This window comes from Halomonas elongata DSM 2581 (assembly GCF_000196875.2).
Taxonomy (GTDB): Bacteria; Pseudomonadota; Gammaproteobacteria; order Pseudomonadales; family Halomonadaceae; genus Halomonas; species Halomonas elongata.
In genome coordinates, this window is sequence record NC_014532.2 from 155,121 (window position 1) to 175,143 (window position 20,023).

Annotated in this window: 19 protein-coding genes; 14 read left to right on the forward strand and 5 right to left on the reverse strand. The window is 65.8% G+C overall.

The window, feature by feature from the left end; all coding sequences use genetic code 11:
- Position 1: 1 nt before the first annotated feature.
- Complete coding sequence (locus HELO_RS00680) at positions 2-1,573, reverse strand: peptide MFS transporter (RefSeq protein ID WP_013330890.1); 1,572 nt, start codon at positions 1,571-1,573, stop codon at positions 2-4.
- Between the two features lie 367 nt (positions 1,574-1,940).
- Here HELO_RS00680 and HELO_RS00685 point away from each other — a divergent pair, with 367 nt between their 5' ends.
- From HELO_RS00685 to HELO_RS00710, 6 genes are all read left to right on the forward strand, one after another.
- Entirely contained in the window at positions 1,941-2,900 is a 960-nt protein-coding gene (locus HELO_RS00685; RefSeq protein ID WP_013330891.1) for a hydroxymethylglutaryl-CoA lyase, read from the forward strand.
- A 2-nt stretch (positions 2,901-2,902) separates the two neighbouring features.
- Complete coding sequence (locus HELO_RS00690) at positions 2,903-4,108, forward strand: CaiB/BaiF CoA transferase family protein (RefSeq protein WP_013330892.1); 1,206 nt, start codon at positions 2,903-2,905, stop codon at positions 4,106-4,108.
- A 65-nt stretch (positions 4,109-4,173) separates the two neighbouring features.
- Positions 4,174-5,172, forward strand: a complete 999-nt coding sequence (locus HELO_RS00695) for a Bug family tripartite tricarboxylate transporter substrate binding protein (protein ID WP_013330893.1) — start codon at positions 4,174-4,176, stop codon at positions 5,170-5,172.
- Positions 5,169-5,633, forward strand: a complete 465-nt coding sequence (locus tag HELO_RS00700; RefSeq protein WP_013330894.1) for a tripartite tricarboxylate transporter TctB family protein — start codon at positions 5,169-5,171, stop codon at positions 5,631-5,633. The genes HELO_RS00695 and HELO_RS00700 overlap by 4 nt, the downstream gene beginning before the upstream one ends.
- A gap of 9 nt (positions 5,634-5,642) precedes the next feature.
- Positions 5,643-7,139, forward strand: a complete 1,497-nt coding sequence (locus HELO_RS00705; protein WP_013330895.1) for a tripartite tricarboxylate transporter permease — start codon at positions 5,643-5,645, stop codon at positions 7,137-7,139.
- A gap of 73 nt (positions 7,140-7,212) precedes the next feature.
- Complete coding sequence (locus HELO_RS00710; RefSeq protein WP_013330896.1) at positions 7,213-8,550, forward strand: deoxyguanosinetriphosphate triphosphohydrolase; 1,338 nt, start codon at positions 7,213-7,215, stop codon at positions 8,548-8,550.
- Positions 8,551-8,562: 12 nt separating this feature from the next.
- Here the strand turns inward: HELO_RS00710 and HELO_RS00715 are convergent, their stop codons facing one another.
- The gene (locus HELO_RS00715) at positions 8,563-9,372 is read right to left on the reverse strand and encodes an ATP-grasp domain-containing protein (RefSeq protein ID WP_013330897.1); all 810 of its coding nucleotides are present in this window, start codon (positions 9,370-9,372) and stop codon (positions 8,563-8,565) included.
- A gap of 7 nt (positions 9,373-9,379) precedes the next feature.
- Here HELO_RS00715 and HELO_RS00720 point away from each other — a divergent pair, with 7 nt between their 5' ends.
- Positions 9,380-10,195 carry a ribonuclease T2 family protein gene (locus tag HELO_RS00720; RefSeq protein WP_225884542.1) on the forward strand — a complete coding sequence of 272 codons (816 nt, stop codon included), beginning with the start codon at positions 9,380-9,382 and terminating at the stop codon, positions 10,193-10,195.
- Here HELO_RS00720 and HELO_RS00725 read toward each other — a convergent pair.
- Positions 10,173-11,081, reverse strand: coding sequence for a nuclease-related domain-containing protein (locus tag HELO_RS00725; protein WP_013330899.1), 909 nt, complete (start codon positions 11,079-11,081; stop codon positions 10,173-10,175). The two genes, HELO_RS00720 and HELO_RS00725, sit on opposite strands and share 23 nt — an antisense overlap.
- A gap of 96 nt (positions 11,082-11,177) precedes the next feature.
- Here HELO_RS00725 and HELO_RS00730 point away from each other — a divergent pair, with 96 nt between their 5' ends.
- Positions 11,178-12,035, forward strand: coding sequence for an NAD-dependent protein deacetylase (locus HELO_RS00730; RefSeq protein WP_041601830.1), 858 nt, complete (start codon positions 11,178-11,180; stop codon positions 12,033-12,035).
- A gap of 233 nt (positions 12,036-12,268) precedes the next feature.
- On the opposite strand, the gene HELO_RS00735 is transcribed toward HELO_RS00730, so the two are convergent.
- On the reverse strand, positions 12,269-12,643 hold the full coding sequence (locus tag HELO_RS00735; protein WP_013330901.1) for a translation initiation factor Sui1: 375 nt from the start codon (positions 12,641-12,643) through the stop codon (positions 12,269-12,271).
- Between the two features lie 100 nt (positions 12,644-12,743).
- A complete protein-coding gene (locus HELO_RS00740; protein ID WP_013330902.1) occupies positions 12,744-13,925 on the reverse strand; it encodes an alpha-hydroxy acid oxidase in 1,182 nt (393 codons plus the stop codon).
- Positions 13,926-14,059: 134 nt separating this feature from the next.
- On the opposite strand from HELO_RS00740, the gene HELO_RS00745 reads away from it, so the two are divergent.
- The 6 genes from HELO_RS00745 (at position 14,060) to HELO_RS00770 (ending at position 20,018) form a co-directional block, all read left to right on the forward strand.
- Positions 14,060-14,797 carry a GntR family transcriptional regulator gene (locus HELO_RS00745; protein WP_013330903.1) on the forward strand — a complete coding sequence of 246 codons (738 nt, stop codon included), beginning with the start codon at positions 14,060-14,062 and terminating at the stop codon, positions 14,795-14,797.
- Positions 14,794-16,005: a D-mannonate dehydratase ManD gene (gene manD / locus HELO_RS00750; protein ID WP_013330904.1), complete on the forward strand. Its 1,212-nt coding sequence runs from the start codon at positions 14,794-14,796 to the stop codon at positions 16,003-16,005. The genes HELO_RS00745 and manD overlap by 4 nt, the downstream gene beginning before the upstream one ends.
- A 12-nt stretch (positions 16,006-16,017) precedes the next feature.
- Entirely contained in the window at positions 16,018-17,040 is a 1,023-nt protein-coding gene (locus tag HELO_RS00755; RefSeq protein WP_013330905.1) for a Zn-dependent oxidoreductase, read from the forward strand.
- 69 nt (positions 17,041-17,109) lie between these two features.
- A complete protein-coding gene (locus tag HELO_RS00760) occupies positions 17,110-18,078 on the forward strand; it encodes a TRAP transporter substrate-binding protein (protein ID WP_013330906.1) in 969 nt (322 codons plus the stop codon).
- 75 nt (positions 18,079-18,153) lie between these two features.
- The gene (locus tag HELO_RS00765) at positions 18,154-18,738 is read left to right on the forward strand and encodes a TRAP transporter small permease (protein WP_013330907.1); all 585 of its coding nucleotides are present in this window, start codon (positions 18,154-18,156) and stop codon (positions 18,736-18,738) included.
- Complete coding sequence (locus tag HELO_RS00770; RefSeq protein WP_013330908.1) at positions 18,738-20,018, forward strand: TRAP transporter large permease; 1,281 nt, start codon at positions 18,738-18,740, stop codon at positions 20,016-20,018. The genes HELO_RS00765 and HELO_RS00770 overlap by 1 nt, the downstream gene beginning before the upstream one ends.
- Positions 20,019-20,023: the final 5 nt, after the last annotated feature.

Consider the following 20,023-nt stretch of genomic DNA (forward strand, 5'->3'; position numbering starts at 1 on the left):
ATCAGGCTCCGGTTGAGTGAGTGGGCTGTGTCGGCTCGGCGTTCATTCCACCCTTGAGCATACGCTTGATGAGCGGTGTCAGCAGCGCCAGGACGAGTGCGCACAGCACCAGGGCGAGGGCCGAGCGGCCGAACAGGTCGGGCAGCTGCTGGAGTTCATCGGCGTTGACGTGACCGCCGATCAGGCCGGCCACCAGGTTGCCGAGCGCCAGCGAGGTGAACCACAGGCCCATCAACTGGCCGCGAATACGCATCGGCGCCAGCTCGCTCATGGTCGAGAGACCCACCGGGCTCAGGCACATCTCGCCGAGAGTCAGCAGCAGGAGGCTGGCGGTGATCCACAACGGCGAGACCAGAGTGTCGCCGCTGATCACCTGCCGGGCGGCCAGCATCATCAGGCCGAAGCCGGCGGCGGCGAACAGCAGGCCAAGCGTGAACTTGGCGGCACTGCTCGGTTCCAGGCCACGGCGCCCGAGGGCCGGCCACAGCCAGCCGAACAGCGGGCCGAGCAGGACGATGAAGATCGCATTGAACGACTGGAACCAGACGGTGGGGATCTCCCAGCCGAACAGCGCGCGGTCGGTATAGTCGTGGGCGAACAGGTTGTAGGAGGTGGGCTGCTGCTCGAAGGAGGCCCAGAAGAAGGCCGAGGCCACGATCAGCAGGAAGGCCACCACCACGCGGGCGCGCTCGCGATTGTCGAGGCCGGCGAAACACAGCAGGTAGATGAAGAAGGCCAGCGCACAGACGATGATCACGCTGGTCATGCCCTCGGCGATGGCGACGGGATCCAGGGTGATCACGCCGGTGGCGACCAGCGCCACGAATAGTGCCGTCAGGGCGGACAGGGCGGCGACGACCCGGCCCACGCCACGCCGACGCACGGCCGGTGCGTCCCAGCTGGCCTCGCGACCGCGCAGGGTGTCGGAACGGCGCATGGCGGGGATCGCCCACAGGCGGAAGATCAAAAGGGCCGCCAGCATGCCGAGCCCGCCGATGCCGAAGCCCCAGTGCCAGCCGTGTTCGCGCATCAGCAGGCCGGTGAACAGCGGTGCGAGTAGCCCGCCGATGTTGATACCCATGTAGAAGATCGCGAAACCGCCGTCGCGGCGGGGATCGCCTTCATCATAGAGACCGCCGACCATCACCGTGATGCAGGTCTTGAACAGCCCCGAGCCGAGCACGATCAGCAGCAGGCCGATGAAGAACATCGTGGCGCCCCATAGAGCGGAGAGGGCGATGGCCAGATGCCCCAGGGCGATCAGGATGGAGCCGTACCAGACGGCGCGTCGCTGGCCGAGCCAGTTGTCGGCGAGCCAGCCACCGGGCAGGGCCGAAAGATAGATCGCCCCGGCGTAGATGCCGACGATAGCGGAGGCATCGGCGCGACTGAAGCCCAGACCGCCGTCGTAGAGACTCGCCGCCATGAACAGGACCAGCAGCGGACGGATGCCGTAGTAGGAGAAGCGCTCCCACATTTCGGTGAAGAAGAGTGAGCCCAGGGCCCTGGGGTGACCGAAGAAGCCGTTGTCGCTTCGGGACGCGCTGTCCGGCGTCGGGGATGTCGAATGCATGAAACCGTGCCTTGTGATGATGTGCGAACCCTTCCCGGGTGCCTGCGGCGAAACGATGATCGGCGATTCGTTGATCGCCGCCTCTGGCGGAGAACGGTGTTCGTTTAGATAAGGAAACGTCGATGGGCGCACGACATTGATGATTTGTTCTGTCGATGTCGCCGTTGGCAGGGAATTCTATGGCAGATATTTAGCGAGCGAAATGATCGGGTGGCAATACGTCAGAAGGTGACGCGATCCTGCAAATCGGGCGGGGAGCATGCTGGATGTTGATTCATCAACAAAAGGCGAATGTGAGCCGGCCGGTCCGATGCCTATAGTGGGAACGTTGTGCCCCCAGAGGGGAATTCGTCGACAGGAGGGCTGCATGTCCGCCACCGCCAGCGCCGAGCACCTGCCACGACGGGTGACGATTACCGAAGTGGGCCCCCGCGACGGACTGCAGAACGAGCCGGTGGTATTGCGTACCGCCGAGAAGCTCGAGCTGGTCCATGCCCTGCTGAATGCCGGCGTGACGGCCTTCGAGCTGACGTCCTTCGTCAGCCCCAGGGCGGTACCGGCGCTGGCCGATGCCGACGAGCTGACCGCCGCGTTGCGCGACCGCCGGGACGTGCATCTTTCTGCACTGGTGCCCAATCCGCGTGGTGCCGAGCGGGCATTGGCGGCCGGCGTCGATGCCGTGGTGCTCTTCGTCTCGGCCTCGGAGACGCACAACGCCAAGAACGTCAATCGCTCGGTCGAGGCGTCGCTGGAAGGTTTCGAGGCGGTGGCCAGAACGCTGGAAGGCAGCGGCATCGAGCTGCGCGGCGCGATCGCCACCAGCTTCGGTTGCCCCTTCGAGGGCGACGTGGCGGTGGGTGATGTCGGGCGTATCGCCCAGCGTTTCGCCTCGCTCGGCGTTCGTCATGTCTCGCTCGGCGACACCACCGGCATGGCCACGCCGCCGTTGGTGACCGAGCGCATACGGCATCTGCGCGAGGTCGCGCCGGAGATCGTGCCGACCCTGCATTTTCACAATACCCGGGGCATCGGGCTGGCCAATGTCATGCAAGGGCTGGCGCTGGGCGTGGATCGCTACGAAAGCTCCATCGGCGGTCTGGGCGGCTGCCCCTTCGCGCCCGGCGCCTCGGGCAATATCGCCAGCGAGGACCTGGTCTATCTGCTCGACGAGATGGGCATCGACACCGGCCTCGACCTCGGTGGCATGATCGAGGCCGCCAGGGTCGCCACGCGCCTGATGGGGCGCTCCTTGCCGGCCCAGGTTTCCAAGGCCGGACCACGCCTGGCACTCAGTGACTGTGCCGCCGTTCCCACCGCGAGAGGATGAAGATGTCGGATACGCCGCCCCACGCCGAGGGCGCCCTGCAGGGCATTCGCGTCATCGACCTGACCCGGGTGATCTCCGGGCCGTTCTGCACCCAGATGCTCGGCGACCACGGGGCCGAAGTGATCAAGATCGAACCGCCCGGTCGCGGCGATATCGTGCGTTCCCAGGGCAACATGGTGAACGGCTTCAGCTGGTATTTCGCCCAGTTCAATCGCAACAAGCGCTCGCTGACGCTGGACCTGCGCCAGGAAGAGGGCAGGGCGGTATTGATACGCCTGCTGGAAGACGCCGACGTGCTGGTGGAAAACTTCCGTCCCGGCGTCATGGGCAAGATGGGCCTCGACGACGCCACGCTGCGTGAACGCTTCCCGCACCTGGTGGTCGGGCGCATCAACGGCTTCGGCTCCACGGGCCCCTATCGAGACCGACCCGCCTACGATTTCATCGCCCAGGCGATGAGCGGCTTCATGGGCGTCAATGGTCCGGCCGACGGCGAGCCGATGCGTGCCGCGCCGCCGATCAGCGACATGGTGGCCAGCCAGAACCTGGCGTTCGGCATCAGCGCGGCTCTGGTGCGGCGCGAACGCACCGGGCAGGGCGACATCGTCGAGACGGCGCTGACCAACGGTCTGATCAGCATGATGGGCTACCTGGCGGCGGAGTACTTCGCCACTGGCGAGGTGCCCCGGCGCACCGGCAACGATCACCCCATGCTCTATCCTTACGGTCTGTTCCAGGCCAGCGACGGCGAGGTGGCCATCGCGCCCAGCAACGACATCATGGTCGAGCGCTTCCTCGGCGCCCTGGACATGCGCTCGCTGCTGGATGACGAACGCTTTGCCGACAACCGACGCCGCATGGCCAACCGCGAGGCGTTGCGCGAGATCCTGAACCGGGTGATCGAGCGGCACAGCGTGGCGGAATGGATCGCCCACCTCAACGAGGCCGGCGTGCCCTGCGGTCGTGTCCAGAACCTGCGCGAAACCTTCGAGGATCCCCAGGTCCAGGCCCAGCAGATGGCGCTGGAGCTCGACCAGGGCGAGCATGGCAAGGTGCCCACCACCGGTTTCCCGGTGAAGATGAGCGAAGCGCCCGCGGCGCTGCATCATCCCGTGCCGGGGCTTGGCGAGCATAGCGAGGCCATACTCGCCGAGCTGGGGCTGAGCGACGCGGAACTCGCCGAGTTACGGGACAAGGGCGTCACTTGATCTCAATGACCATAGGCGCCGGAGCAGCTCGAGTAACGATCGATACAACAAGACGGAGCGACGATATGCCGATTTCGACCCACAAGACGTTACGAAGCCTTGGCGCCTCGGCTGTGCTGGGCCTTGGCCTGGCGATCAGCCTGCCGAGCCAGGCGCTGCCCATCGACGAATGCATCGCGCCTGCCGATCCCGGGGGCGGCTGGGATTTCACCTGCCGTTCGGTGGGCAAGCTGATGCGCGAACTGGACCTGGTGGATGGCAGTGTCCAGGTCACCAACATGCCGGGTGGCGTCGGCGCCGTGGCGTTTTCCAACGTGGCCGGCAAGCGGGCCGACGACAGCAATCTGATAGTGGCCACCAGTACCGTGGGGGTGACCCAGATTGCCCAGGGGCGTTACCCGGGCGGCGCCGATACCATGCGCTGGCTGGCCATGCTGGGCACCGATGTCGGCGTCATCCTGGTCGATGACGAAAGCCCCTACGAGACCCTCGATCAGTTGCTCCAGGCTATCGTCGACGATCCTGCCTCGGTGGCCATGGCCGGCTCCAGTGGTGCCGGTGGCTGGGACCATATCCGTGCCCTGCGGCTGGCCAAGGCGGCCGGTCTGCCCGGTGATCGAATCGGCAGCCTGCGCTGGGTGCAGTTCGATGGCGGTGGTCCCGCCGTGACCCAGATGATGGGCGGTCATGTGGATGCGGTGTCCACCGACCTGGGCGAGATCGCCGGCTTCATCGAGTCCGGCGATGTGCGCGTCCTGGCGGTGCTGGCCGAGGAACCGTTGCCCGAACCCTTCGAGGAGCTGCCGACGGCGGTTTCCCAGGGCTATGACGTGACCGGCTACAACTGGCGTGGCTTCTATACCGGCGGCGAGGTGTCGGACGAGGACTACGCTGCCATGGTCGATACCTTGAAGACCCTCTACGAGAGCGACGAGTGGAAGGACGTCGCAGCGCAGAACGGCCTGGTGCCGCTGTGGCGGGGTGGCAAGGAATTCAACGACTTCGTGCGTGAATCGATCGATGACGTCGAGGCCATTTCCCGGGAGATCGGAGTCATCCAGTGAGCGAGGCGGTGTCGTCCGAACGTGCCGACCTCGGCGACCGCATCGCCGGGGCGGTACTCGCCGTGCTGGCGCTGGGGGCCTGGTGGCATGCAGGCAGCTTCGTCACCGGCTTCATGCAGCCGGTGGGGCCGGGCGTCTTCCCGCGGCTGGTCAGCGTGCCGCTGGGGCTCCTGGCGCTCTACCTGATCGTTCGCCCCGGCCTCAATCATCGCTGGCCGGGGGCGGCGGCGCTGTGTCGCCAGCTCGGTGTACTGCTGTTGCTGGGGGCTTATGCCGCCTTTCTCGAACCCTGGGGCTTCGTGCCTTCGACCCTGGTGGCAACCGTGGTGCTGATGCGCCTGTTCGGCGCGCGCTGGCGCCAGGCCCTGCCGTACGGTGTGCTGCTGGGGCTGGCGCTCTACGTGCTGTTCGAGTTCGCCCTGGGCATCCCCTTGCCCGACATGCCCGGCCTGAGTGTGTAGCGTTCCGATATGGAAATTCTCGATTTTCTCGCCCATGGCTTCGCGGTGGCGCTGCAACCCGAACACCTGCTGCTGGCGCTGATCGGCTGCACCATCGGTACCCTGATCGGCGCCCTGCCGGGGCTTGGCCCGGTCAACGGCGTGGCGCTGCTGATTCCGCTGGCCTTCAACTTCGGCCTGGCGCCCACCTCCGCCATGATCCTGCTGGTCAGCGTCTATTATGGCTGCATGTACGGCGGGCGGATCAGCTCCATCGTGCTCAACATTCCTGGCGACGAGCCGGCGATGATGACGACCCTGGACGGCTATCCGATGGCCCGCGCCGGCCGTGGCGGCGAGGCCCTGGGGCTCTCCGCCGTGGCATCCTTCGTCGGCGCGACCGTGGCCACCATCGGCCTGACGTTGTTCGCGCCCCTGCTGGTGCAGGTGGCGATCCGCTTCGGCCCCGCCGAGTACTTCGCGCTGTTCGTGCTGGCCTTCGCCACCATCGGCGGGGTGACCAGCGGCAGCTTCACCAAGAGCTTCATCGCCGCCTGCCTGGGCCTGCTGCTGGGCACCGTGGGGATCGATCCGGTCTCGAGCGTGGCGCGCTATACCTTCGGCTGGTATGAACTGTACGACGGTATCGATTACATCGTTGCCCTGGTCGGGCTGTTCGCGGTCTCCGAATGCCTGCTGTTTCTCGAACGCGACCATGACAAGGCCACCGCCTCGCTGCGCATCGGCTCGGCGATTCCGGGCATGCGCCGTTCGGTCGCGTGCGCCTCGACCATCGGGCGGGGCTCGGTGATCGGTTTCATCTCCGGCGTGCTGCCCGGGGCCGGCGCCTCGCTCGGCAGTTTTCTCTCCTATGTGCTGGAGAAGCGCTGGTGGGGCGCCAGGGGCAAGTTCGGCGAGGGCGACCCGCGTGGCGTGGCGGCGCCGGAAGCGGGCAACAATGCCGCCGCCGGCGGCGCCTTGATTCCCATGCTCTCGCTGGGCATTCCCGGCAGCGGTACCACGGCGATCCTGCTGGCGCTGTTGCTGTCGATGAACATCACGCCGGGCCCGCTGCTCTTCGAGCAACAGTCGGACATGGTCTGGGGGCTGGTGGCGGCACTGTTCATCGGCAACGTCATGCTGCTGGTGTTGAACATCCCGCTGGTGGGCCTGTTCGCCAAGGTGCTCCAGGCGCCATCCTGGTTCTTGATGCCGATGGTGACGCTGGTGGCGTTCGTCGGTATCTACTCGCTCAACAACAGTCCCTTCGATCTGTACATGATGCTGGCCTTCGGGGTGCTCGGCTATGTGCTGCGCAAGCTCGATATCCCCACGGTGCCGGTGGTGCTCGGCCTGCTGCTGGGCGGCCAGATGGAGTTCAACCTGCGGCGTGCCATGTCCATCTCCGGCGGCGAGTGGAGCATCCTGTGGAACAGCGGTATCTCGATCGGCATCTATCTGTTCGCCGTCACCCTGCTGATGGCCGGGCTGGTTTATGCGCTGTTGATCCGCAAACGGCTGGAATAGACGAAAAAGCGCGGCGGATGGCTGGGCGAGTCGGGGTCCCGGTGCCAGAATGGGAGCCTCAAGGAGGTCGCCCATGACGCAGATGACCTGGGAACGCCTGCTCGATCCGGCCCGCCTGCACGACGAACGCGGCGTGGCACGGGGCGAGATCGGCCGCAGCCCGTTTCACAAGGACCACGACCGGATCGTCTTCTCCGGTTCCTTTCGCCGCCTGGGACGCAAGACCCAGGTGCATCCCCTGACCGACAACGACCATATCCACACCCGCCTGACGCACTCCCTGGAAGTTGGTTGCGTGGGTCGCTCGCTCGGCATGAGCGTCGGCGAGGAGCTGCGTCATCGCCTGCCGGCTGACATCACGCCGGCGGATCTCGGCGTGATCGTCCAGGCCGCCTGCCTGGGCCACGATATCGGCAACCCGCCCTTCGGGCATGCCGGCGAATACGCCATTCGCGACTGGTTCAAGCGTGCCGAGGCCGATGGCAGCGGCCTGCTCGAAGGGCTGTCGGACATGGAACGGGAAGACCTGCTGACCTACGAGGGCAATGCTCAGGGCTTTCGTATCGTCACCCAGATCGAGTACAACCAGTTCCGCGGTGGCATGCGGCTGACCGGCGCGACCCTGGGCACGCTGCTCAAGTATCCCTGGACGGTGGCTCACGGCGGGGCCGCCGGCAAGTTCGGCTGTTATCAGAGCGAGCTGCCCCTGTTGCAGCAGGTGGCCGAACGCCTGGGACTGCTGCCCCAGGGCGAGAACCGCTGGTGCCGCCACCCGCTGGCCTGGCTGGTGGAGGCCGCCGACGACATCTGTTATGCCCTGCTCGATCTCGAGGACGGCCTGGAAATGGGCATCCTGCGCTTCGAGGAAGTGGCCGAGGTACTGATCCAGATCGCCGGCGGTGAGCCCCCGGATTACGCCACCATGCAGAGCGAGGGCGTCTCCCAGCGTCGGCGTATCGCCGCCCTGCGTGGCGCGGCCATGGAGCAGGCGGTCAACGAAGTGGCCAAGGTCTTCGTCCAGCATGAAGGCGAGCTGCTGAACGGTACCCTGCGTCATGACCTGCTGGAGCTCTGCCACCCGGATCTGGACTGGGGCGTCAAGTCGGCCAAGGACCTGGCGCGCAAGCGTATCTTCCGCAACGAGCGCAAGGCCAAGCTGGAGATCGGTGCCTACACGACGCTTGGCATCCTGCTCGAGGCCTTCATCGGCGCCGCCCACGAGCTGCACCATACCGGCCATTCCAACTTCAAGCACCAGCGGGTGCTGGCACTGATCGGCGAGAACACGCCCCTGCCGTCATGGACGCTCTACGACAGCTACCGGCGCATGCTCGATTTCATCGGCGGCATGACCGATCACTACGCCGTCGATCTGGCCCAGGAGATGGGTGGGCGCCTGCGGGGGGATTGAGTCGACGCGAGTTTATGCCGTGAGGCGTAGCGGCGGCTCGCCATCCGGATCCCGGTCGTCGTCCTGGGCGCCCAGCACGCGCAGGACGGCCGCGCCGATGCGCTTGCTGCTGTCGGCGATGCCCTGATTGCCGAACAGCCGGTTGAACTCGAGCACATACGGATGACCGTCGACCATGGCGATATCGAAGCCGGCATGGTCGATATCCAGCTCCCGGGCGAGGCGCCGGGCCAGGTCGATGGCGGCCTCGGGAATGGCCGTGCGCTCGATGCTGCCGCCCTGGCTGACGTTGGCGCGGTAGCCGCCGAGGGGCGTCACCCGCCAGTAGGCGGCGATCAGCTCACCGCCGACGAGCACGATGCGCAGGTCGCGGTCGATGGGCAGGCGCTGTTGGGCGTAGAGCACCGTCTCCTCGGCGACATGCGCCAGCAGTTCCTGGCGGGAGGCGATCAGTCGCACGCCCTCGCCCATCGAACTCTTGATGCGCTTGGCGATGAAGGGATAGCCGAAGCGGGCCTCAACCTTTGCCAGAGAAGCCGGCGAGGTGCCGAGTATCTCGGTGGGTGGCACATGCTCGGGAGCCAGCGCCAGGAAGGCGCGGGTCTGCTCGACCTTGTCATGGCCGAGATGGTAGCTGGCCGGACTCGGGAAGATGCGCGCGCCGAGGCCATAGAGCAGACTGTTGACCTGCCAGTACTCGGGAAACAACAGCCAGTCGGCCTGGCGGATTTCCTCGATATGGTCGAACATGCGCTCGGGCTTGATATAGCGCACACCGGGAATTCCCAGGGTGCGAAAAACATCGAATGTGATGAGTTTCATGGATGCAATGTCATTAACTCCTGCGAAGCGAGCGGATTATTGTCCGCCGGGGCGGTTCTGGCAAGCGCTTCTGTCGGTCCTTCTGTCGGGAATGCTGCTGCTGGGCGCTTCGCCGGCCCGGGCCGAGGTGCCGTCGATCGAGGCGCAAGGCTTCGACCACTACACCCTGGCGCTGACCTGGCACCCCGGTTTCTGCGCCAGTCGCTCCCGGCCACCCCGGGAATGTCGCGATCCGGGGTTGCGGCGTGGCACCGAGGAGGGCTTCGTGCTGCACGGACTCTGGCCCTCGCTGCCACAGCGGTTGCGCGAGCGCGGCGTCGAGCGCCGGCGCTGGTGGCGTCAGGGCTGTTTCATCGAGCGTCCGCGCCCGGACGGTGGGTTCTGTCGTCATCCTTCCCTCGAATTGTCCGATGAGCTGACGCGGGAACTGGATGGTGTCATGCCGGGACGCGCCAGTTGCCTGGGGCGCTATCAGTACGCCAAGCACGCGGCCTGTCTGGATGTGACGGCGGAAGATCTGTTCGACACCTCGGTGGCCCTGGTGGAGGCCGTCAATGCCAGCGCCTTCACCGACTTCCTGGTGATCCATCGCGGCGGCGAGGTGAGGCGTAACGCCTTGATCGAGGCTTTCGAGGCAGCATTCGGGAAGGGGACGGGCCGGGCTCTGCGGCTGGAGTGCGCGGGGCGCGGCAATCGGCTGCTGACCGAGGTGCGGATCGGCATCGCGGCTCGGTCGCTGGAGAACTTTCCTGCCGCGGACAGCCTGGTGCGTCTGGATCGCGGCAACTGCGCCACTCGCGTCAGGATTGCGGCGTTCGATTGAGCGCGGTTGTGGCGATACGCTGGCGGAGGGCGCGAATCACGGCATCGTGGGTGGCGGCATCGAGTTCGCCAGGATGCCGCTGCGGGAGCTGATCCGCCAGATCCTCGCCGCTGACCACCAGCAGGTCGCTGGCCGCGGTTGCATCCTCGATGTGCCAGCCCGGCAGGGCCAGCACACCCTGTACGGGTACCGCCTGGCCCACCTCGCGTTCCAGCCAGCTCGCCAGCCAGCGTACGGCTCGCCGTGTCTCGCGCAGGGGGCGGCGTTCCTTCCAGCCGGGAAAGCGCAGCCGCTCGCTTTCCACGACGACGACATTGCGTTCCTCGCCCGAGGGCAGCACGGCCGGTGTGCGGGCGCGCGTCTCGATGGCGAAGACGCCGTGGGGGGTCACGGCCACGTGATCCAGGGTGTCGTCGCCGGCCCCCGGGACATCATGGAAGACATAGTAGGGATGCGCCTCGGGGCGGATCAGGCGCGCGAGTTCCTGGCCCACGGCCAGCTCGCAGGCCAGGCCCAGCTTGAGGCGGCGAATGCGCTGGAAATCGCGGATCAGGCGCAGGCAGAAGACCAGCACCAGCAAAGTGGAAAGGGCGCCGTAAATGCCCCATTCCAGCCAGTTCTGCTGGCGGGCGAATATCATGCGCCCCATGCCGTAGACCAGTGGTACCAGGGTGATGATGGGACCCAGGGCACCATTGAGAAACAGGCTGGCAAAGGCGCGGTCGAGACGATCGCGCAGTGACTGGCCCGGTTCGCGCAGGCGGTGGGCGTCGAAAGGGGAGCTGACCCGGGCATCATGCAGGTTGCGCAGGCCCACCACGATCACCGCGGTCGCCACCAGGGGGAACAGAAAGATCAGTGGAAGTAAATATTCCAGCCAGGCCATCGGGAATCCTTGCCCGTGGGGAAAACTTGATCATTCTAGACAATCTTGCCCCTCCAAGGCCATGCTCGGGGCTTGATGGGCAATCGGGGAGACGGCATGGCGCACGAGGAAATCGAGGCACTGGCGGCGTTCATGACGCGCACGCCGGGACTGGCGGTACTGACCGGTGCCGGCGTCAGCACGGCCAGTGGCATCCCCGACTACCGCGACGATGAAGGTGACTGGAAGCGTTCGCCGCCCATGCAGCATCAGGTATTCATGGACAGCCATGCCGCCCGCCAGCGTTACTGGGCGCGGGCTCTGGTCGGTTTTCGCGCCCTGCACGAGGCGCGGCCCAACCCGGCGCACCGGGCCCTGGCCGAACTCGAGGCGAGGGGACTCGTGACGGGCGTGATCACCCAGAATGTCGACGGCCTGCACCGGCGAGCCGGTTCCCGGCGAGTGATCGACCTGCATGGCCGGGCCGATGTGGTGCGTTGCATGGCGTGCGGCGCGCGTCGCATGCGTCACGACCTGCATGACGAGTTGGGTGAACTCAATCCCGATTGGCTCGAACTGGGCGCCAGTGTCGGCCCGGACGGGGACGCCGACCTGGAGCGCGATTTCTCCGACTTTCGCGTTCCCTCATGCCAGCGATGCGGCGACGGGATCTGGAAACCGGACGTGGTGTTCTTCGGCGACAGCGTGCCCCGGGACACCGTGACCGAGGCTTTCTCCCTGCTGGACGAATGCCGGGGCCTGCTGGTGGTGGGATCCTCGCTGATGGTCTATTCCGGGTATCGCTTCGCCCGGCGGGCGGCCCGCGACAACAAGCCGATGGCCTGTCTCAACCTGGGCCGCACCCGGGCCGACGACCTGTTCGACCTCAAGGTGACCGCCAGCGCCGAAACTGGGCTGACGGCGCTGGCCGAGGCGTTGGAGGAAATGGCGCCGCGTCCAGCCGATCAGGCCTGACCCGAAGAGTCGACGGACACCACAGCCCAACCGGTGGCGTCGGCCAGGATGGCCATGGGTCGTCGAGCGCAGCAATACATCCGTGCTTCCTTAGGCATTGTCTGAAAAGTCGGCGAGCGAAGGTTAGACAAGGCGAAAAACTGCGAAAACGCGGAGTTTACGGGGAGTAAATGAGCATTTTGAGCAGATTTTCAACGTCGTATAACCGAGCGTAGACACTTTTCGGGCAGTGGCTAGCCGCCGGCCAGCTTGACCTTGAACCCCTGCTTCTCCAGCTCCCCCTTGAGCACCTCGCGCTGGTCGCCCTGGATCTCGATCACGCCATCCTTGAGCGCGCCGCCGGTGCCGCAGCGTTTCTTCAGCGCCTTGGCCAGCGCCTTGAGTTCCTCGGTCTTGAGCGGTACGCCTTCGACCAGGGTCACGCCCTTGCCCTTGCGGCCCTTGGTCTCGCGGCGCAGACGCACGATGCCGTCCAGCGTCGCCAGGCGTTCTTCCTCGGCCGCCTCGGCGCAGCGGCAATCGTCCAGCGGCTGTCGGCATTCGGGGCAGGTATCGCCGTGTTCGGTGGAATACACCAGACCGTGTAGCTGGTCCTGAAGGGATGCCATGTCGGGCTCCTGTTGGGAACGAAACTCACGAATCATGATACCAGAGCAGCACTACTCGGCCGGAACCGTCTCCTCGGCGTTCATGCCGTGAGGTGACGGGTCAACGGCCGCGGTGTCGTGCCAGAACGCTGGCGTCGAGGTCGTCGATGCGGTCCACGCCCAGCAGGCCGACCGTGCGGTCGATTTCCCGATGCAGGATGTCCAGGGCGTGCTCGACGCCCGCTTGCCCGCCGGCCGCCAGCCCGTACAGGGTGGCGCGCCCCAGCCAGACGGCATCGGCGCCCAGCGCCAGTGCCTTGACGACGTCCGTGCCCCGCCGAAAGCCGCTGTCGATGAAGAGCTGGCAGCGCTTGCCCGCCCGGCTCCTGGCTTCGGGCAGCACATCCATCGGGGAGAGGGCGTGGTCGAGCTGTCGCCCGCCATGGTTGGAGAGCACCACGCCGTCGACGCCGATCTCGGCGGCCCGCTCGGCTTCGGCGGGCGCCAGGATGCCCTTGACGATCAACCGGCCCGGCCAGAGGTCGCGCAGCCAGGCGATGTCGTCCCAGTTGAGCGTCGGGTCCAGCTGCTGGCCGATGATGGCCGATGCGCCCTGAACGGATTGCTTGCCGGGCGGCAGAAGGTCGCCCAGGTTCTTGAAGGTCGGCATGCCGTCTGGGACCAGCACGTCGGCGATCCAGCGCGGGCGCGACACGAGATGGAAGAGATTGCGCAGGGTCGGCTGCATGGGCTTGCGGAAGTTGCGCAGATCCCACTCCCGGTTGCCGTAGATGGCGCTGTCGGTGGTGACCACGAGGGTGCTGTAACCGGCGCTGCGGCAGCGTTCGACCAGTTTTCGGACGTAGTCGCGATCGCGGTAGAAGTAGATCTGCATCCAGGCATCGAGCCCCTCGAGGGCGGCGATATCTTCCAGCGAGGTCGTGGCGACATTGCTCAGCACGAAGGGAATACCTTTCCGTGAGGCGGCCGTGGCCAGCTTGATGTCGCCATGTCGGGTCAGCATGCCGTTGTAGCCGGTCGGGCCGATCACCAGGGGCAAGGCATGGGGCCTGCCCTGCAGGGTGGTGGAAAGGTCCCGGGGACCGACCCGGGTCAATGTTCTGGGCTCGAACAGGTAGTTATCGAAGGCGTCGCGATTGTGCCGCAACGTGCGTTCGTCGTCGGCGCCGCCCTGCAGGTATTCATACACGAAGTGCGGGAGCCGGCGCCGGGCTATCCGCTCCAGGTCGGCGATGTTGAGGGCTCGACGGTAGTCGGTACCGGCATAGGGACGGCGTTTCACGGGCTTCCTCCGTCGTGGGCGTCATACCAAGGTCTAGGTCGCGAGTCCTTTCGCTCCTTCCACCATACTACCATACTAGTTATATCAGATAGGCGTCGGCCAGCGTGAGCGCCGACGGAACCGGGATGAAACGCATGAATACGACACTACAAGCGCTATGGCAGGAAACCCGCGACAGCGATTCGGTTCGTCAGCGCCTTCACGAGGTGCTGCGCCAGTCGATCATTCGCATGGAGCTGGCTCCGGGACAGGCGCTGTCGGAAAAGGAACTTGCCGAGACCTTTGCGGTGAGCCGCCAACCGGTCCGTGAAGCCTTCATTCGGCTGTCGGAGGCGGGGCTGGTCGAGGTGCGTCCGCAGCGTGGCACCTTCGTGGTCAAGATCTCTCAGCAGGCGGTGCTCGAGGCTCGCTTCGTTCGCGAGGCGGTGGAAGTGGCCGTGGCGCGCGAGGCCGCGAATCGCGGATTGGCGCCGCCGGTACTCGCCGAGTTGCGCGAGCTGATCGAGCGGCAGCGTCGTTGCAGCGAGCCGGCCGATCACGACCGTTTCTTCCTGCTCGACGAGAGCTTCCATCGCACCCTGTCGCTGGGCATCGGCCAGCAGGCGGCCTGGAAGGTGACCGAAGAGGTCAAGGCGCAGCTCGATCGGGTGCGCTACCTGAGCGTTCCCGAAAGTACGCCTATCGACAAGCTGATCGAGCAGCACGTGGCCATCGTCGATGCCATCGAATGGCGCGATGCCGACGCCGCGGCGGAGGCCATGCGTATCCACCAGTCCGAGATACTGCAGTCCCTGCCCGACCTGGTGCGCCGCTTTCCCGAGATGTTCCAGTCCGCCCGAACACCATCGCTCGCCGAGGAGACCCAGGCATGAAGATCGAACGGGCCTATACCATCGTCACCGCTCCGGGACGCAACTTCGTCACTCTCAAGATCGTCACCGACGAGGGGACCTACGGCATCGGCGATGCCACCCTCAATGGTCGCGAGATGGCGGTGGTGGCCTACCTCGAGGAGCATGTGATTCCGGCCTTGATCGGCCGCGATCCCCAGCGCATCGAGGACATCTGGCATTACCTGTATCGGGGTGCCTACTGGCGGCGGGGGCCGGTGACCATGAGCGCCATCGGCGCCGTGGACATGGCGCTGTGGGACATCAAGGCCAAGGTCGCCGGCATGCCGCTGTACCAGCTTCTGGGGGGCAAGAGCCGCGAGCGCGTGATGGTCTATGGCCATGCCACCGGCAAGGACATCGAGGCCTGCCTCGACGAGGTCGCCCGTCATGTCGAGGAAGGCTATCGCGCCGTTCGGGTGCAGGCCGGGGTGCCGGGCATCGCCAGCATCTATGGCGTGGCCAAGAAGCCCGGCGAGCGCTATGAGCCCGCCGATGCCGAGCTGCCGGCCGAGCATGTCTGGAACACCGCCAAGTACCTCAATCACGCGCCCAAGCTGTTCGCCGCCGTGCGTGAGCGCTTCGGCGACGACCTGCATGTGCTGCACGACGTCCACCACCGGCTGACGCCCATCGAGGCGGCGCGGCTGGGCAAGGAGGTCGAACCCTTCAACCTGTTCTGGCTGGAGGACTGCGTGCCGGCGGAGAACCAGGAGAGCTTCGGGTTGATCCGCCAGCACACCACCACGCCGCTGGCGGTGGGCGAGGTCTTCAACAGCCTGTACGACGCCAAGGCGCTGATCGAGAACCAGTGGATCGACTATATCCGTGCGCCCCTGACCCACGCCGGTGGCATCACTCACGTGCGGCGGCTGGCCGACCTGGCCGGGCTCTATCACGTGCGTACCGGCTTCCATGGTCCCACCGACCTGTCGCCGGTATGCCTGGGAGCGGCAATCCACTTCGATACCTGGGTGCCCAACTTCGGCATTCAGGAGTACATGCCCCACGAGGCGGTGACCGATGAGGTCTTCCCCCACGACTACCGCTTCGAGGACGGCCACTTCCTGGTCGGCGAGACGCCCGGACACGGCGTCGACATCGACGAGGAAAAGGCCAGGAAATATCCCTATCGCCGTGCCAGCCTGCCGGTCAACCGGCTCGAGGACGGCACCCTGTGGCACTGGTAACGAGGTAAGTCGATGCAAGCCTTTCAGGTCAATGCTCCCCAGGACTATCGCCTGGTCGAGACCGAGATCCCCGACGCCGCCCCCGGTGAGGTGCTGGTCAGGGTGGCCTTCGCCGGAATCTGCGGCTCGGACATGCACATCATCCATGGCGACAACGCCTTCGTGCGCTTCCCGCGCATCACCGGCCACGAGTTCGCCGGCCTGGTCGAGGCCGTGGGCGAGGGCGTCGAGGGAGTGGCCATCGGCGATCGGGTATGCGTCGACCCGGTGATCAGCTGCGGCCGCTGCTATCCCTGCCGCATCGACCGACCCAATGTCTGCACGGCGCTGGAGGTGATCGGCGTACACCGCAACGGCGGCTTCGAGGAACGGGTCAACGTGCCGGCCGGCAATGTACATCGGCTGCCCGAGGGGCTGGGGCTGGATGCCGCGGCGCTGGTGGAGCCCTACACCATTGCCGCCAATGTCCTCGATCGCATGCAGCCGCATCCGGGCGATCGCCTGCTGATCCTCGGCGCCGGGGTGATCGGCCTGACCATCCTGCAGGTGGCCCGTGCCCTGGGTATCGAGGATGTCACCGTCAGCGATGTGATCGACGCTCGCCTGGCCACCGCCAGGGAACTGGGCGCCACCCGGACCTTCAATGGGGCGGAGCAGGACGTCGAGGCCGAGATCCAGGCGCTGACCGATGGCGAGGGCATGCCGTTGATCGCCGATGCCGCCTGCGTGCCGGCCCTGCTGCCTCAGATGCTGCGCATGGCCTCGCCGGCGGGGCGCATCGGCCTGCTCGGGTTCACGCCCACGCCCAGCGACCTGTCGCAACTGGAAGTCATCAAGAAGGAGCTGACGCTGGTCGGCTCACGACTCAACAACCGCAAGTTTCCGGAGGTGATCGAACTGATGGCATCCGGGCGTCTCGATCCGCTGGCGCTGATCAGCCATCGCCTGCCCTTCGACGACATGCCCGGTGCCATCGAGATGCTCGACCACCACCCCGAAAGGGCCCGCAAGGTGCTGATCCAGATCGGTGCCTGATGGCCATTCATGCTCGCAATCCGCACACCGACCAACAAAACACAACCGCAAGTGCCAGGAGACAACGCCATGATCAAACGACTTTTGACCAGCGCCGTTCTGGGGGCCGCCATCCTCGGCAGCCAGGCCAGCCTTGCCGCTGACTACACGCTGAAGTTCGGCCACCTGGCCAACGAGGAGCACATCTGGCATCAGGCCGCCGTCAAGTTCAAGGAAGAGGTCGAGGCCAATTCCGACGGGCAGATCGAAGTCCAGCTGTTTCCCAATGAGCAGCTCGGCGCCGAGATGGATGTCATCAACAGCATCCAGCTGGGTACCGCCGACATGACCATCACCGGCGAGAGCCTGCAGAACTGGGCGCCCAAGGCGGCGATGATGGCCGTGCCCTATGCCTTCCGCGATTCCGCTCACCTGAAGAAGGCCGTGGAAGGCGAGATCGGAGACCAGATCGAGGCCCAGATCACCGAGCGTGCCAACCTGGTGCCGCTGGCCTGGTTCGAACGGGGACCGCGCCAGTTGACCAGCAACCGGCCGATCACTTCGCCCGACGAGCTGGATGGCCTGCGCCTGCGTGTGCCCAATGTGCCGCTGTTCGTCGATACCTGGGAGGCGCTGGGCGCGCGGCCGACCCCGATGGCCTTCAGCGAGGTCTTCACCTCCCTGCAGCAGAACACCATCGAGGGTCAGGAGAACCCGCTTAGCCTGATCGAGAGTGCCAGCTTCGATGAAGTGCAGGATTACGTGAACCTCACCGGTCACGTACGCAGCTGGATCTATGTGGTGATCGGCAAGAACAAGCTGGCAAGCCTGCCGGAGGACCTGCAACAGGTGGTCCGCGACGCCGCCCAGGAGATGCAGTCCTACGAGGCCGGGCTGTTCGAGACGGACCAGAAGCGTCTGCGCGAAAGCCTGGAAGAGCGTGGCATGGAGTTCGTCGAGGTCGACACCGAGGCGTTCGCCGAGAAGGCCCGCCCGGCCGTGCTGGAGTCGCTCAGCGACGAGCAGCGTGAGCTGTACGAGGCTATCCAGGATCTGTGATGCCGATTCCGGGTGAGCCCGCTTGGGCTCGCCCGCTCGCCGATGGGTGCCGCCCAGGCATCATGAGGAGGATGTATGGACCCCAACCACAAGGTGGCCGAGCAGGAGGCGCTCGAGCAGTTGGACCCACTCGCCTCGGTTCCCACCTTTCAGGGCGCCCTGGGGAGGTTGATCGGGTGGGTCGACACCCTGTTCACCGTGCTGGCCGTCCTGGCGCTGGTGGCTATCGCCGGCACGGTGCTGTTGCAGATCGCGGCGCGTCTCTTCCTGCCGTTCAGCGTCTCCTGGACCGAGGAGCTGTCGCGCTACCTGTTCATCTACATGGTGGCCCTGTCGGTGGGCGTGGTGCTGCGTCAGCATCGCAACGTCAGCGTGGAGCTCTTCCACCATACGCTGGGGCTCCGCGCCAGGGCGGTCTTTCAGGTGCTGATCTGCCTGCTGGTTGTCGGCTTCGCCTGGATGGTGCTGCCCCATGCCTGGCAATACGCCATGAACGGCGCCTGGCAGACGTCCCCGACCCTGAAGGTGCCCATGCTCTACATCTTCTTCTCCACGGTGGTGATGTTCGCGTTGTTGCTGGTCTACGGCGCCATCGGCTTCCTGGAGGGCCTCGTTGCCATCTTTCGCTCGCCTGAGCGCCCCGACGCGGAGACGCCGTGATGGAAGTCATCATCCTGTTCAGCACCTTCCTGGTCCTGCTGCTGATCGGCATGCCCATCGCTTTCTCGTTGGGCATCGCCTCGCTGGCCTATCTGCTGCTGGAAGGCATCTCGCTGACCGTCGTGCCGCAGCGCCTGTATGCGGGCATCGATACCTTCGTGCTGCTGTGCATTCCCGGCTTCGTGCTGGCCGGCAACCTGATGAACGTCGGCAACATCACCGAGAACATCGTGCGCTTCTCCAACGCCCTGCTCGGCCATATCCGCGGTGGGCTGGGCCTGGCCAACGTCGGCGGCTCGATGATCTTCGGCGGCATCTCCGGAACCGCCGTGGCGGACTCGGCCAGCATCGGCTCGGTCATGATCCCCGGCATGGCCCGGTCCGGCTACGACAAGCCGTTCGCCGCGGCGGTCACCGCTGCCTCTTCCACCGTCGGGCCGATCATTCCGCCCAGCGTGCCGATGATCATCGCCGGCTCGCTCTCCGGGGTCTCGGTGGGTCGCATGTTCCTGGCCGGCGCCATTCCCGGCCTGCTGCTGGGGTTGGCGATGATGGTCACGGTGTACATCCTCGCCGTGCGGCGCGGCTATCCCAAGGAGGCCCGCGTACCCTTCCTGCAGCTGTTGCGCGAGGCCAGGACCGCCTTCTGGGCGCTGCTGATGACCGCCATCATCCTCTACGGCATCATCGGCGGTTTCTTCACGCCCACCGAGGCCTCCATCGTCGCCAGCCTCTATGCGCTGGTGGTCGGCATGTATGTCTACAAGGGCCTCACCTGGCGCAAGCTGCCGGCTATCCTCACCGATACCGTCTTCACTTCCGCGGCACTGCTGCTGATGGTGGGACTGGCCAATCTCTTCGGCTGGATCCTGACCAGCGAGCAGATTCCCCAGATGATCGCTGGCCTGATCCTGACGATCAGCGAGAATCCTCTGGTGGTGATCCTGATTCTCAACCTGATCCTGCTGTTCGTCGGCACCTTCATGGAGACCATCGCGGCGCTGATCATCCTTTTCCCGGCTCTGCTCGGCGTGGCCACCGGGGTGGGCATGGACCCGGTGCACTTCGCCGTCATGGCAGTGCTCAACCTGATGATCGGCCTGACCACCCCGCCGGTGGGCGTGTGCCTGTTCGTGGTCTCGGGGATCGGCAAGCTGCCCATGCTGACCGTGGCCCGGGCCATCCTGCCGTTCCTGTTCTGCAACCTGATGGTGCTGCTGCTGGTGGCCTATGTGCCGTCCATCTCGCTGTGGCTGCCCGACCTGATACTCGGCCAATGAGGCGG